Annotated in this window: 11 protein-coding genes; 6 read left to right on the top strand and 5 right to left on the bottom strand. The window is 36.6% G+C overall.

What is annotated here, in order from left to right; genetic code table 11:
* Positions 1-5: 5 nt before the first annotated feature.
* Positions 6-509: a GNAT family N-acetyltransferase gene (locus QM491_RS13530; protein ID WP_283328018.1), complete on the bottom strand. Its 504-nt coding sequence runs from the start codon at positions 507-509 to the stop codon at positions 6-8.
* A 96-nt stretch (positions 510-605) separates the two neighbouring features.
* Here QM491_RS13530 and QM491_RS13525 point away from each other — a divergent pair, with 96 nt between their 5' ends.
* The gene (locus tag QM491_RS13525) at positions 606-1496 is read left to right on the top strand and encodes a LysR substrate-binding domain-containing protein (RefSeq protein ID WP_283328017.1); all 891 of its coding nucleotides are present in this window, start codon (positions 606-608) and stop codon (positions 1494-1496) included.
* 68 nt (positions 1497-1564) lie between these two features.
* Here QM491_RS13525 and QM491_RS13520 read toward each other — a convergent pair whose 3' ends face one another.
* On the bottom strand, positions 1565-1885 hold the full coding sequence (locus QM491_RS13520; RefSeq protein WP_283328016.1) for a hypothetical protein: 321 nt from the start codon (positions 1883-1885) through the stop codon (positions 1565-1567).
* Positions 1886-2098: 213 nt separating this feature from the next.
* Here QM491_RS13520 and QM491_RS13515 point away from each other — a divergent pair, with 213 nt between their 5' ends.
* Positions 2099-2566: an Lrp/AsnC family transcriptional regulator gene (locus QM491_RS13515; protein ID WP_283328015.1), complete on the top strand. Its 468-nt coding sequence runs from the start codon at positions 2099-2101 to the stop codon at positions 2564-2566.
* Positions 2567-2640: 74 nt separating this feature from the next.
* On the opposite strand, the gene QM491_RS13510 is transcribed toward QM491_RS13515, so the two are convergent.
* A complete protein-coding gene (locus tag QM491_RS13510; RefSeq protein ID WP_283328014.1) occupies positions 2641-3591 on the bottom strand; it encodes an MlaD family protein in 951 nt (316 codons plus the stop codon).
* 127 nt (positions 3592-3718) lie between these two features.
* Positions 3719-4534, bottom strand: coding sequence for an N-acetylmuramoyl-L-alanine amidase family protein (locus QM491_RS13505; protein ID WP_283328013.1), 816 nt, complete (start codon positions 4532-4534; stop codon positions 3719-3721).
* A gap of 140 nt (positions 4535-4674) precedes the next feature.
* Here QM491_RS13505 and QM491_RS13500 point away from each other — a divergent pair, with 140 nt between their 5' ends.
* Positions 4675-7551 (top strand): putative LPS assembly protein LptD, encoded by a 2877-nt coding sequence (locus QM491_RS13500; protein ID WP_283328012.1) that lies wholly within the window; start codon positions 4675-4677, stop codon positions 7549-7551.
* Positions 7552-7594: 43 nt separating this feature from the next.
* Complete coding sequence (locus QM491_RS13495) at positions 7595-8452, top strand: AraC family transcriptional regulator (protein WP_283328011.1); 858 nt, start codon at positions 7595-7597, stop codon at positions 8450-8452.
* A gap of 10 nt (positions 8453-8462) precedes the next feature.
* On the opposite strand, the gene QM491_RS13490 is transcribed toward QM491_RS13495, so the two are convergent.
* Positions 8463-10241, bottom strand: a complete 1779-nt coding sequence (locus QM491_RS13490) for an ABC transporter ATP-binding protein (RefSeq protein WP_283328010.1) — start codon at positions 10239-10241, stop codon at positions 8463-8465.
* 536 nt (positions 10242-10777) lie between these two features.
* Here QM491_RS13490 and QM491_RS13485 point away from each other — a divergent pair.
* Both QM491_RS13485 and QM491_RS13480 read left to right on the top strand, forming a co-directional pair.
* Positions 10778-11917, top strand: coding sequence for a 2-isopropylmalate synthase (locus tag QM491_RS13485; RefSeq protein ID WP_283328009.1), 1140 nt, complete (start codon positions 10778-10780; stop codon positions 11915-11917).
* Positions 11918-12146: 229 nt separating this feature from the next.
* Entirely contained in the window at positions 12147-14087 is a 1941-nt protein-coding gene (locus QM491_RS13480; protein ID WP_283328008.1) for a PEP/pyruvate-binding domain-containing protein, read from the top strand.
* Positions 14088-14151 lie beyond the last annotated feature (64 nt).

The following is a 14151-nucleotide window of genomic DNA, read 5'->3' as shown; positions in this document are numbered from 1 at the left end:
TTTAATTATAAATTTTTCATGAGAATAAAGTCATTTTGTTCTTCAGAGCCTAGCACAAAACTGTGTACTCCAATCTTTTCAAAACCCCATTTAGTATAAAAAGCAATAGCTTTTGGATTATTTTCCCAAACGCCTAAGCCCATTTTTTTGAAACCTTGCTGTTTCGCAAAATCAACACAAGCCTGCATCATTACCGAGCCCAGTCCTTTGCTATGATAGCTTTTGTCGACGTAAATACGCTGTATTTCGGCTGCCTCCGAGTCCTCTAGAATGGTATCTATGGTGCGAATCTTCGCAAAAGCAACCATGGCATCTTCATCAAACCCTACCAAATATGTACTTCCCTTTTCTGATAGTTCGCTCGCCATTATCTCTGGTGTAAAATTAGTGTCCAGATATAATTGCAGATTTTCGGGCGTATTATAAATGGCATAAGTATCTATGAAGGTGCGACTGGCTAGTGCAAGGAGTGCTTCTATATGAGAAGAATTGGCTATTTGTACTTGCATGGCGTTGAGTAATGTTTTGATAGTACAAAGAAAATCTTTTGAACTTATAAGAAAAAATACTTATTTTATATCAAATAATGCTTTTTTGTTATAAGTATGGATATTCGACAATTGGAATATTTTTTGGGTGTAGCTTCTGAGTTGCACTTTTCGAAGGCTGCCGAAAAACTTTATGTGGCACAGCCAGCCTTGAGCCGACAAATTCAACAGTTGGAAAATGAATTGGATGTAGTACTTTTTGAGCGTGATAAACGAAATGTAAAACTGACACCAGCAGGTGAATATCTTCAAAATGAGGCATCAAGAATACTTTCACAGCTCGAATATGTTCGATTACGTACGCAGCTCATTCATCGAGGAGAAGAGGGTGATTTGAGAATTGCACACCCAGGGTCGGCAGTATTCTCGGTTTTGCCAACTTTATTGTCAGCACTAAAATTATACTTCCCCAAGATTCGAGGAGTGTTATCGGAAGTATTAGAGAACAAATTGTTTGAGTCATTACACAACTATCAGGTAGATGTGGGTTTTGTAAGAGAGCCTATTCCTGATAAATATTTGAATTCGAGGCTCATTTTTGAGGAATGTTTTTCATTAGTTGTGCCTCCTAATCATCCTTTGACTAAGGAAAACTTTACTGGATTGAGGCAAGTACAAAACGAATCGTTTATTTTACCTCCTAGGCATGCAGGCTCGACCTACCATGATATTTTGTTGAGAATGTGTGAGCGAGAAGGTTTTTTACCCAATATTATTCATGAATCAAACTTTGGAACTACGATTTTGAAATTGGTAGAACACAACCTCGGAGTAAGCCTATTGCCATCTTCTTATCGGATTAGTTCGCCAGTCAACGTACGATTTATTGATTTAGACCAATTACCTGAAAGGACACAGTTATCAATGGTTTGGAGAAAAGATGATACCAACCCAATTCTGCATAATTTTTTGGATACAGCCAGCTCAGTAGATTTTAGATATTATTGATGATTGGTCAAAAAATAACAGGCACAATGGAATTTTAACCTTTGTGCCTGTTATTTTAATCAAAATCATTATGCCGCAGCACGATAATAATTTGTCGGATTTCTTTGTTTACGATATATACCACACAAACTTGGCGTATCTCCTGAGCTTAAGTCCATGATTTGGATTTCGAATACAGCAGTGTTTTTTTCTAAGCTTTTTGACGCAGCTAGTAAATGATTCCAGTCAGCATTGACGACAAGGCGTAACTTACGGTACCTTGAGACTTCTTCACGATTGCTTAATTCAATGAATTGGACTTCTTCAAAATGCTTTTGAAGTGTATTCATCAGTAAATGAACGGTGAAATCGTTGTCCTGAAAGCCGAGTGTGAGAAGGTAGGTTTCCATAAGCCTATAATTGTTTATGATTACAGATAGTACTAATGCTAAGTTTTAAATATTTTCGAGTCATTTAGTACTTATTTTTGTCAAAGTTAGAAAATAAAGAATGATAGTCCAATATTTATGTCTATATTAGAATATGATTCTTTTTATGTTTGTTTTTGTAGATTATTAGTGTTTTAAGGTTGATGATTTAATCTCAAAAAAGATTTTTATTCTATGGCTTCGTTAGATAATACCGATTTAAGAATATTAAAATTGTTGCAAGAAGATGCTTTGATGACCAATAAGGAAATTGCAGCAAAGCTTAATTTGACAACAACGCCCGTACATGAGCGCATCAAGCGTCTTGAGCATGATGGAATTATTGAAAAATATACAGCCATTCTCAACAAATCTAAATTGGGAAAAGGTTTGGTTGTATTGGTGGATGTGACGCTAAAAGAACATGCAGCAGAGTTTCTGGCTCAGTTTGAGCGAGATGTATTGTTATTGCCCGAGGTAGTAGAATGTTATTGTATTTCGGGGGGAGCAGACTTTTTGCTGAAAGTACTGGTGAAAGATATGGACGAATATCGTCAGTTTATCTTACATAAATTGGCGACTTTAGCCAATATTGGAAATGCACAAAGTAGGTTTGTTGTAAACGAAATCAAAAGTCAAACGCCCGTTCCGATACAAGTCTAGTAAGTGATGAGTTTTGAGTTCAGAATACTGATAGTAGTAATTAGTATTCCGAACTCAAAACTCACAATTCATCACTACTTCACCGCTGGTGGTGGTGTTTTTTTGCCAAAAACAGATATGTTTATATAGCGTTTTGGTGCCAAGCGGAAGTCAATCAGAAGCTTGTCCAAATCAACCATTGTTTTGTTGAGGTTGGTATATAAAGAATCGTCTTTCAAAATTTTTCCAAGACTTCCTTGTCCTGCCTGAATCCCTGCCATTACTTTTTGTAATTCATCCAAAGATTTTTGAGTACTAGCCAAAGCCTGATTAATTTTGAGGGCATTGAGCGAGTCAGCCATTTTATTGAATTTGCCTAAAAGAGGTTTAAACTGCTTTTCTGTTTCTACTAAATTACCAGAAAGGGTTTTCAAGTTGCCTGTAATACCATTAAGATTTGAACGATTTTCGGCAATTGTACTATTCATAGAAGTACCAAGCGTGGTGATGGTACTATTTGAATTCTTGAGTAAGGTATTAAGAGCGGCTGAAGTAGATTGAAAGCCTACAACAACGGTTCTGAGAGTAATCAACAACGAGTCTAGGTGTGACATAGCTGGTAAAGCTTTTTCTTTTAAAACATCTGTCAAACCTGTTTCCAAAATACCTTTAAGTTTACCTCCATCTGCAAGTGCAGCCCCATTACCCATTTCAAGGCGGATGAGTTTTCCGCCCAATAAACCATCTGATGCTAACACGGCTTTTGTGCCTTGAGGTAAGATGAGGTCTTTTCTGATACTCAAAACTACAAGAATTGAATGTTGAGCATTGTTTTGAAGTTTTACGTCTTTGACAATCCCGACTTTAAGACCACTTAATGCCACTTGACTAGAAGGTACCAAGCCTTGTACGTCGTTGAAGGTAACGTAGTAGGTTTTTTCTGAGGAGAAAAAGGAAGAGCCCTTCAGAAAATTAAATCCGAGATAGAGCGCTGTAAATGAAATTATAGCTAAAATGCCGACTTTCGTTTCTTTTGATATATTCATCGATGTAAGAAATGGTAAAGAGCGTGATTTTATAAAAACCACTATTTACTAAATTAGAGTTTTCGTACAAACTCTTTAACTAGGGTATTATAAAGCAATGACAATGGAAACCCCTTTCTCCACTAGCTTAGTTTTCAATTTCTTCTTTATAGGACTTAAATGCTCTAAAAATAGATTTAGCTACCTCATCTTGACCATCTAAAGATGATAGATATTCCTCTTCGTTCGGGTTTGTTAAGAAGCCTACTTCGACCAATACACTTGGCATGGCTGTTTCCCACAAAACCAAAAAGCCCGCTTGTTTTACTCCATAACTCGTGCGGTCGCTGTATCTTTTGAACTGACGTTCGATTTTTTGAGCAAATTTAAGACTATTATTCATAAAGGCACTTTGGTAATTTGCCATCATGATATGAGCCAAAGGAGAGTTAGGGTCAAAACCGTTGTAAGTCTTTTTATAGTCTCTTTCTTGCAAAATTACAGAGTTTTCTCTTTTGGCAACATCCAAGTTTTCTCCTGTTTTATGTAACCCCATCGTATATGTTTCAGTTCCTTTGAATTTTTTGGAAGGGTGCGAATTACAATGAACAGAAATAAAAAGATTAGCTTTATTGCGATTAGCAATAGCTGATCGTTCATGTAAATTGACAAAGACATCGGTTTGGCGAGTATAATATACCTTAATGTTGGGATATTCTTCTTTGATTTTTTTGCCAAGTGCCAACACGATTTTCAAGGCAATATTTTTTTCCCTAACTCCCGAATGCCCCGAACAGCCAGGGTCTTTGCCTCCATGACCTGCATCTAGCACAATGGTGCGAATATTGGTACTTGCCGATTCAGTAGCAATAGAGTCGGGTTCAATCGCTATTTGTGGCAAACTGAAGCCAGTTAAACCACCAATCATTAGTATTAGAAGGAAACCTTTAAGAAAGTTTAACATTATTTTCAGGCTGGTTCGTTAACAAGAACGTTATATAAAGTAATTTTGTATTTTAAATCTTTTTTGAATTGATAAAATTGGAAGGCTTCAACATAATGAAAACCTTATTTCCAATAATTTACTAGAACGCGTCCTATACAATGGATAATTCCTATAGAACAGGCAAATATAATTTTTTAAGTCTTTCAAAAAAAGTCCTACTCTTAATCGGTACGATGTTAGTACTAGGTTTTGCGTATTCGGCAAATGCTCAAAGGCTCATAAAAGGTAAAGACAACAGCAAATCTACCAAAACCATTGCAACTTCTAATAAAGTTTTGCAAGGGGATACTTTGCGTAAAAACAATCTCGACTCTTTGGGAAAGAATGGTGCAAAAACTGTTCCTGATTCGCTCAAAAAGCAAGAGGAACTAGAAACCACCGTACAGTACACGGCACAGGATTCGACCATCATGGATACCGAAAAACAAATCGTGTATCTTTATGGTGATGCCAAAGTAACGTACGGAAATATTTCGTTGCAAGCAGATTTTATCAAGCTTAATTGGGAAAAGAATCAAGTGGACGCTCATGGAACTATGGATTCTACAACTAAAAAAGTAAAAGGGAAGCCTGTTTTTAAGCAAGGAAGTGATGAATACAATGCTGATGAAATCAAGTATAATTTCAAATCTAGAAAGGCACTTATTCAAGGAATTGTTACACAACAGGGAGAAGGCTATGTACAAGGGAAAAAAGTAAAAAAGGATGATGAGGACAATTTATATATCCGTAATGCAATTTATACTACCTGTAATTTGGCACAACCGCACTTCCATATCAATGCCTCTAAGATTAAAATTGTAGGAAAGAAAGAAATTGTAGCAGGACCTTTTCATATCGAGCTCAACAATATTCCATTGCCTATTGGTTTACCTTTTGGGTTTTTCCCTTATCGCCCACCACAAGAATCAGGAACTTCAGGTATTTTGATGCCTCAGTATGGAGAGGAGCCAGCAGGACGGGGATTTTACTTGCGTGACGGGGGATACTATTTTGCGCTAAGTCCTAATATCGGTTTACGTGCAACAGGTGAGCTTTATGCCAACGGTAGCTGGGGTCTTGGAGCCAATTCGCAGTATGTAAAGCGTTATCGTTATAGTGGAAACTTCAATTTGCAGTATCGTAAAGGAATTAGTTCAGATGAGTCTATTCCTAATCCTACTGTTCGTAATGACTTTTCTATTCAATGGTCACATTCACCACAAAGCAGAGGTAATTCAAGCTTTTCGGCATCGGTCAATATTGCTAGTAATAGCTACAATCAATATAATAGTTTTGTTACGTCCAACTATATTTCAAATGCCATCAACTCATCTGTACAATACTCTAAAAACTTTGGACAGACTATTCGTACAGGAGCTAGCATGAACGTATCCCAGAACACTACTACCAAAGAAGTGACCTCGGCGATTAACTATAACTTTGGTTTAAACCAAATTCAACCTTTTAAGAAAAAGAAATCGGTAACAGAAAGATTTATTGACCAGTTTCGTTTTGGTTTAGATTTTTCGGGCTCAGCTAGTATTACCAACAAAGTAGCGCTCGACAACCGTTCTTATTTGTCGCTTCCTTACACGGTATATCGCAAAACCGATTCTACAGATACCGACTATACTAAGCCTTTGGTACCAACAACTGTAAGTACCACAACCAATTTGGCTAGAGATGGAGTTATTCCATTTAATTTTTCGACTTTAGCTTCTATTTTAGAAAAAGCTCAGTTGAAAATGCAATACTCTATTCCTATTTCTTTGCCCAATATCAAACTTGGACGTTATATCAATTTAACCCCAGGAATGAGCTTGTCAGGTAATGTTTATACCAGAAAATATACCTATAAGTTCGAAGATATTAATGACTATGCCGCTACGGATTCATTGAAAAAGCTTGGAGCTGTCAGAATTGATACCACAAATGGAACTTTTGTTGATTACCAGTACGCTTTTACGATGAGTATGAACACTCGTTTGTATGGAACTGTAAACTTTAAAAACTTTGGACGTTTGGCAGGTATTCGTCACGTAATGACGCCTTCGGTTAGTGTTAGCTATACGCCAGATTTTACCGATCCTAAGTATGGATTTTATCAAGATGTAATTCTGAAAAATGGAAATACAGGAGAAAAAGATACCATCAGGATTTCGTCTTTTAACCCAACACTTACCAATATCGGAAGTAGGTCGGGTGGTATTAACTTTAGTTTGAATAATACCATAGAAGCCAAAGTAAAAGCAAAGTCTGATACAGCAGCTAAAGAATTTGAGAAAATTACGATCATCGATAACCTTTCGTTGTCAACCAATTATAACTTTTTTGCTACCAAATATAGATTAGCACCTGTATCCTTTGGTGCGACTTCGAGGGTTAAAAAATTTGATATCAATATAGGCGGTACGCTCGACCCTTATGTGTACAAAGTCAATTCTAACTATGGTACTGTTGGGGAGCAATTAGACGAGTATATGTTTACAACGGGTAAAGGATTAGCTAACCTTTCGGCATTTAATATGTCGTTAAGTAAAAGCTTTAAACCTCAAAGCAGCAAGCCCAAAACTAGCACCAATGGTACCGAAGGTCAAATGCAGCAAATCAATCGTAATATTGATTCCTATGTAGACTGGAGTGTGCCTTGGGAGTTTCAGTTTAGTTATCAATATAATTATGCCAAACGAGGCTTAGCTCCTGCCGTAACAGTAAGTGCTGTCACATTTTCTGGTAGTGTAAAATTAACTGAGAAGTGGGATTTCAAAGTGCAGTCGGGTTATGACTTTATCAATAAAGGGGTATCTCTAACCAATATCAGTATCCATCGTGATTTGCACTGTTGGGAAATGCAATTTAACTGGACACCTGCTGCCAGTCCATTATATGGCCGTGCTAGTAGTTATTCGTTTGATTTACGTGTGAAATCTTCTTTGTTACAAGAGTTGAAACTTTCACGTCGTCGTACTTTCTACGATAGAGGTGGTTTCTAAAAATATTCATTAAAGCCGTTGCATGCAACGGCTTCTTTTTCTTATGATACGGGTTCCTTCTTTCATACATGCAGGCGAGTTTCAGTCCTTAAAAATTAAGGATATGACTTTTGTAGCTTATCGAAATCAGGACCCACCGCTCAAAAATGAAGTGTTTTTTGAAGAACATGCTTTAATATTTGTACTGGAGGGCGAAAAGAAGTTTGTCACTCCCGAGCAAGATATTCGTGTCAAAAAAGGTAATGTCGTATTCATTCCTCGTGGCTATTACACCATGCAGGAGGCTATCAATAAGCAATACCGAAGTTTGGTTTTCTTTTTTAACGAAAAGCTACTCAAAGAGTTTGTGGCAGGACATTTGAGCCTTTTTCACGAAAATACCTTAGTCGAACCCGACCCGAATCAAGGCCTATTGGTATTTGGTATCAATGAAAGTTTGGAGAAATATATCGACTCGATTTTCCCTTATTTTCACCTCGAAACACAATATCTCAATCACTTCCTGAATCTAAAGCTTCAAGAGCTTTTATTGCATTTACTTGAAATTGACCCCACTGGTAAACTCAAATCAATTGTTTATAATATTTACAAAGGAGAAAAGGCTGATTTGGAGTTTTTGATGGATAGTTATTATCTCAAACCTTTGTCGATGGAGGAGCTTTCGAGACTTTCGGGAAGAAGCTTGTCGGCTTTTAAAAGAGATTTTCAAAAACGTTTTCATACTTCGCCTGCTCTTTGGCTCAAAAACAAAAGATTAGAACATGCCCGACTTTTACTAGAAAATACGGGCATGAACGTTTCGGAGATTAGTATGGAAATTGGCTACGAGAGCGTTTCTCATTTTATCAAAGCCTTCAAAGAGAAATACCACGTTACGCCAAGTCATTATAAAGAAGGATAAAGAAACTAGCCTACGAGATGCGTTGACTTTCTTTTTGATGTTTCCATAATTCTTGAAAAATAGCACTGTTTTCTAGCAAATACTCAAAACTGCCCTCATCTACGATATGTCCTTTTTCGAGGATATACACATAGTCAAACTGACTCAATAAATGCAACCTGTGTAAGGTTGATAACACGGCTTTTCCTTCAAATTCTCTAAATAATTGCTGGTAAATCAAGACCTCGGTTTTAGGGTCAACGCTACTTGTTGGTTCGTCGAGCAGTATAATTTGTGAACTACGTGCTGCCAGTACGCCGCGTGCCAAAGCCAAACGCTGTTTTTGCCCTCCCGATAGATTTACGCCCTTTTCCTGAATATTGGACTGTAAGCCATTGGGTAATTGTTTGATAACATCTGCAAATTGAGCTACTTCACAGACTTGCAAAATATCTGACTCCTCAAATGGCAAGCCGAGAGTGATATTGTATTCGATGGTATTTTCAAAAATCTCTGGTTCTTGAGGAAATAGCGTAACTGTTTCCGCCAAAATACCAATATCATTCTTGGTTTTACCATCCAAGTCGATTTGAACACCTTTTTCGGGCTCATACAAACCACGAAGTAAAGCCAATAGCGTACTTTTTCCTGAACCACTTTCGCCAATAAAAGCAATACGCTTTCCTTTATTGATTTGGATTTTGAGCTTATGTAATGCCTGAGATTTGTTTTCTAAACTGTAATTTTCTTGATGAGAAAAATTGAGATTTGAAATTGTCAGAGCATTCCAATTGATTGGAAGCGATTCGACTTCTTCTGGGCGATGGTGTTCTCGATACGCCTGCGAGATATTCCGAGCCGTTTGAACGTCGGTATTATGCTGAATAATTTGAGTATAAAGCCAAGCAACATCATGAAACACACTCGTAAAATTATTCACATAACCCAAAAGCGTAACCAAACCTCCCACCATAAAAACTTTTCCAACTTCCCAGTTTTGATACACATACCCTACCGTAATCACAACATAAATAATTCCTACAAGCATATCAGCTACAAACCACTTCCATTCGTTGATTACAACCTGTTTACGAAAAGGGGCAAATACATATTTGATTTTGTCGACTAAACTTTGTTCCATTTGTTTTTCCAAACGAAGCGTAATCACTGTAATGATGTTAGAAAGGCTATCAAAAAGCGTTGAAGATACCACGTGTTCACGTTCGTTGGTTTCGTCGAGGGCTTTGATAAAAGGTTTATCAAATTGAGCAATTACCCAAATCGTAAAAATTCCAAGAAGTACCCCAATAGTGCCGAACAGTGGAGAAAAGTAAAGCATAGCAATAAAGGAAAAGAAGAACTTGGAAAATGCGTGCAAATACATAAACCCATCTTGAAAGAAGGTTTTCAAAGCTTCATAAGCTTTACGAATACGGTTGATGGTAGCACCGCTATGATTATCCTGATGCCACTTTACAGGCAAATGCAGGGTTTGATGATAAAGCTCTTGTAAAAAATTTCGACTAAGATTAAAAGCCAAACTGCGTTCCATTACACGTGCAGTACCATGAAATGACCATTCTATAAAGCGTAATAGCAAAAAGCCCAAGCCATAAATCCATGTATCTTTGAGGACGTCTACGCCCTTGAGCTGAATCTTGTCGATAAACCAACCGTACCAAATAGGATTCAAGGAAAAAATAACATTGGCAACAATAAAAAGTGCATAAACCAGCAAGAAACGTTTTTTCTCTTGTCGAGCATATTGCCAAGCAGTTTTTAAAAGAGATATATAAGGATTGTTTGTCATGATATAAGAAGAGCATCACGTTTTATCCTTTTGTGCTTATGCTCTTTTAATTTTAAAATCTTAATAAAATACAATTTTTATTGAAAAAGTAAAGTTTCAAAAAAAGTATGAATTCTGAATGAGTTTGAGATAATAAAAAAGTTAAGAATCGAAAAAAAATCTTATTTTTACATAAAGAATAGTTTTTAGTAACAATCTTTTTAGAATTTTATTCTAAAAAGATAGCCTATTGGGTATATATAATAGAATTTTATTCTTTAAAATAATTAAAAATCCAATCTTTTTTATCCTTTCTGGCAAACTTGATTTTTGTATAGTCAATAATTTTATATAGCTTTGATATATGGAAAATAATAGCACAAATAAATCTTTTATCATCATTAAGCTCCTCGCTGATTAGTGAGATAAGGTTCTTTTGTGCAAATTGAAGCCTTTTCTCACAACCAACTGAGGAAAGGTTTTTTTTTACCCATTGCAACGACTATTTTGTAACCAAGAAACAACATTAAACAAATCATCAATCCCTTAAAAAAGTCATGAGTCAAAGAATTCAAATATTCGACACAACATTGCGTGATGGCGAGCAAGTTCCGGGCTGTCAGTTGAACACAGAAGAAAAATTGCAGGTTGCTGAACAATTGGAATTACTCGGGGTAGATATTATCGAAGCTGGTTTCCCAATTTCGTCTCCAGGTGATTTCCGTTCTGTAGAGGAGATTGCTAAACTCGTGAAGAATGCCACTGTTTGTGGTTTGACTCGTGCCAAAAAAGAGGATATTGATGCAGCCGCTGCGGCCTTAAAACATGCCAAAAGGCCACGTATCCACACGGGTATCGGTTCTTCTGATGTTCACATTCAGTACAAGTTCAACTCTACTCGTGAAAAAATCATTGAACAAGGAGTTTGGGCTGTAAAATATGCAAAGAGTTTTGTAGAGGACGTAGAGTTTTTTGCAGAAGATGCTGGTCGTGCAGACTTAGCATTTTTGGCTCAATTGACTGAAGCTGTTATTGCCGCAGGAGCTACTGTAGTAAACTTACCAGATACAACAGGTTATTTGTTGCCAAACCAAATGCACGAGCGTATTAGCTACTTATTCGAAAACGTTTCGAATATTCACCAAGCTACCATCTCAATGCACAACCACAATGACTTAGGTTTGGCTACAGCCAATACCATTGCAGGTATCCAAGCGGGTGCTCGTCAGGTAGAGGTAACAATCAATGGTATCGGCGAGAGAGCTGGTAACACTTCATTGGAAGAGATTGCGATGATTTTGAATGTACACAAAGGCTTAGATTTCGAAACTGGTATTAATCCTAAATTCTTGTACCCAACTTCATTGATGGTTTCTAACTTGATGGGTATGCCAGTACAGGCTAATAAGGCAGTAGTTGGTGCTAACGCATTTGCTCACTCGTCGGGTATTCACCAAGATGGTTTCTTGAAGCACGCACAAAACTACGAAATCATGAATCCTGAAGATGTAGGTGTTCCTTCTTCAGCAATTGTATTGACGTCTCGTTCGGGTCGTGCTGCTTTGCGTCACCGTTTGCAATTATTAGGTTTTGAGTTTGAAAAACCAGAGCTTGATAAGTTGTACACACGTTTCTTGTTGATGGCCGATGAGCGTAAACAATTAAACGACGAAGATTTGAAAGAATTAGTGGGCTAAGCTCTACTATTTTGATATAAGTATCAAAGGTCTTTATGTAAAAGAATTTTCTTTTACATAAAGACCTTTTCTTTTTGACGACCATTAGATAAGTTTTTGATTATAACTTTTAATAATTGAGTGTTCACTCAATATCTTAGCGTATATTCAAGGTGTAAATAGATTAGTACCAATAAATTTTTTACCAATAATTATACCCGATCCTAAAAATAATACAACCTTGAAGATTATGTCAAAGTCAACTTATTATGTTGTTATCTTAGTTTTGTGCTTTAGCCAAATCAGATTACAGGCTCAAGAAATTAGTAAATATAAGTTCTTAGCTTACGGAGCTTTACCAGCATGGACAGGTGTCGCTGTTGACTGGAATTCTACTGCCAAGGTATATATCTACGACCCCAAAGTAACACGAGGGCATGCTGAGTTTGTAAATAAAAAATTAGGTAGAACTATTACTTTCAAACAATTTAAGGCACTTGTATCTACTTCAAAAACACGAGAATACCTTCCTTTTTTTGTATATGATTTAAGCACAAAACCTTATGTAATAAAAGGGCAGAAATATACCTATGCTGTAAGGGTTGAAGATTATTCTTACGATGATACGCCTGCCTTGATGGCAAATGATATTATAAAGCTAACAAAACTGATATCCACTACGTATAAGCAGTTTAAAGGTAAGCCTTTGGTGGTAGTCAATACCAAAGAAAAACACATATTGAGTCAACAAGTATTAGAGCCTTTTTTCAAAAAACAACAGCTCAATACAATTGCGCCAATGACACTCATTAAGCATTTTGATGGATTTAAGATGGAGGTGCTCAATGAGGTTGTGGCAGTAGGGCGTTTGGTTTATGTCAAAAATGAAAAAGATATGACCACCTTAACCCCACAAGATATTGCAATCTTTGAGCATATTCCTGAAAGAGTACCTCCATTGGCGGGTATTATTACACTTGAGCCTCAGACGCCACTTTCACATATAAATCTTTTAGCTAAAAATCGAAAAACCTTAAATATTTCATTGACAAGTCTTTCGGCCTGGCCCGAACTTAAGGCTAATATTGGGAGTATAGTCGAAATAAATCCGAAGTTTCAAAAGCTGATTATCAAAACTGTTACAGCAGATTATGCAACTAAATTTCGAGAAAAAAATCAACCTCAAAAAGTAAATATACCTAGTCCCGAATTGACGTTTGAATCTACTATTCCGCTCAATAAACACTTTAAACAGTACCAAAAAGTTAGCTTAATAGGTGCTAAAGCCAATAATTATGCCCTGATACATGAACTGCTTGGCGAAGAATATGTTTTACCTGCTTATGCAATTGGTTTTAAGCCCTATATGGATTTATTAACACAAGGAGCTGATAAAGAAATAAACTTTTTTTTGAGTAAAAAACACACTTTAAATAAGTCTGAAAAACAAAAAGCACTAGCTAGAATTCGAAGTGTGATTACTAAAAGCACCCCAAGTGTGGCAATGCTTGAGTCTTTGCATGGGATATTGAATAAATACTATGCAGGAAAAAAAGTGAAACTTCGTAGCTCAACTAATTGCGAAGATTTGCCCCAGTTCAATGGAGCAGGTTTATATACCTCCAAAGGATTTAATGTGGCAGATAATGATAAAGTTTTAGCCGAAAAAATAACAAAGGTTTATGCTTCATTGTGGAACGATGAAGCATTTGAGGAAAGAGAATATTTTGGGATTGACCACAAAAAGGTGGCTATGGCTATTTTGGTGAGTCCAGCTTTTGTAGATGAATATGCCAATGGGGTCATTTTGGTTACGCCACATGAAAAGAGTGGAAATGTGGATGTATTAGTCAATACCCAACCATGCGAAAATGAAGTAGCAAACCCGAAGAAAAATGATAAGCCCGAGGCCTTTTTAGTAGGTCAAAATGGCGTTGTAAGCTCAATAAAAGGTCGTTCAAATATAGGAAAAGTGTTTTTGGATAATGAACAAGTTGCGACCTTACTTAAGGTACTACGAATCAATGCAATCAAAGTACATCAAGCACTGATAAATCGTCAGAAACAATCAGGCGATAATCAGTTGTATAGTACAGATATTGAGTTTAAAGTAGTAAAAAATGCTGACGGACAATATTTCTTATATTTCAAACAGGCTCGATTGCTACGTAATCATATTTTGCCAGAGTAAGGTATTTATAGCGGGAAATAAAAAACGGCAAAGAGTTAATCTTTGCCGTTTTTTATTATAACTC

The organism is Flectobacillus longus, assembly GCF_030056705.1.
GTDB classification, from domain to species: Bacteria; Bacteroidota; Bacteroidia; order Cytophagales; family Spirosomataceae; genus Flectobacillus; species Flectobacillus longus.
Note: the sequence above shows the minus strand (reverse complement) of the source record. Positions and strands in the feature narration are given on the sequence as shown.

Excerpts from the sequence above, each read along its gene's own strand:
- QM491_RS13490 (WP_283328010.1), bottom strand. The coding sequence starts at position 10,241 with ATGACAAACAATCCTTATATATCTCTTTTAAAAACTGCTTGGCAATAT.
- QM491_RS13485 (WP_283328009.1), top strand. The coding sequence starts at position 10,778 with ATGAGTCAAAGAATTCAAATATTCGACACAACATTGCGTGATGGCGAG.
- QM491_RS13505 (WP_283328013.1), bottom strand. The coding sequence starts at position 4,534 with ATGTTAAACTTTCTTAAAGGTTTCCTTCTAATACTAATGATTGGTGGT.
- QM491_RS13530 (WP_283328018.1), bottom strand. The coding sequence starts at position 509 with ATGCAAGTACAAATAGCCAATTCTTCTCATATAGAAGCACTCCTTGCA.
- QM491_RS13510 (WP_283328014.1), bottom strand. The coding sequence starts at position 3,591 with ATGAATATATCAAAAGAAACGAAAGTCGGCATTTTAGCTATAATTTCA.
- QM491_RS13525 (WP_283328017.1), top strand. The coding sequence starts at position 606 with ATGGATATTCGACAATTGGAATATTTTTTGGGTGTAGCTTCTGAGTTG.
- QM491_RS13515 (WP_283328015.1), top strand. The coding sequence starts at position 2,099 with ATGGCTTCGTTAGATAATACCGATTTAAGAATATTAAAATTGTTGCAA.
- QM491_RS13495 (WP_283328011.1), top strand. The coding sequence starts at position 7,595 with ATGATACGGGTTCCTTCTTTCATACATGCAGGCGAGTTTCAGTCCTTA.
- QM491_RS13480 (WP_283328008.1), top strand. The coding sequence starts at position 12,147 with ATGTCAAAGTCAACTTATTATGTTGTTATCTTAGTTTTGTGCTTTAGC.
- QM491_RS13500 (WP_283328012.1), top strand. The coding sequence starts at position 4,675 with ATGGATAATTCCTATAGAACAGGCAAATATAATTTTTTAAGTCTTTCA.
- QM491_RS13520 (WP_283328016.1), bottom strand. The coding sequence starts at position 1,885 with ATGGAAACCTACCTTCTCACACTCGGCTTTCAGGACAACGATTTCACC.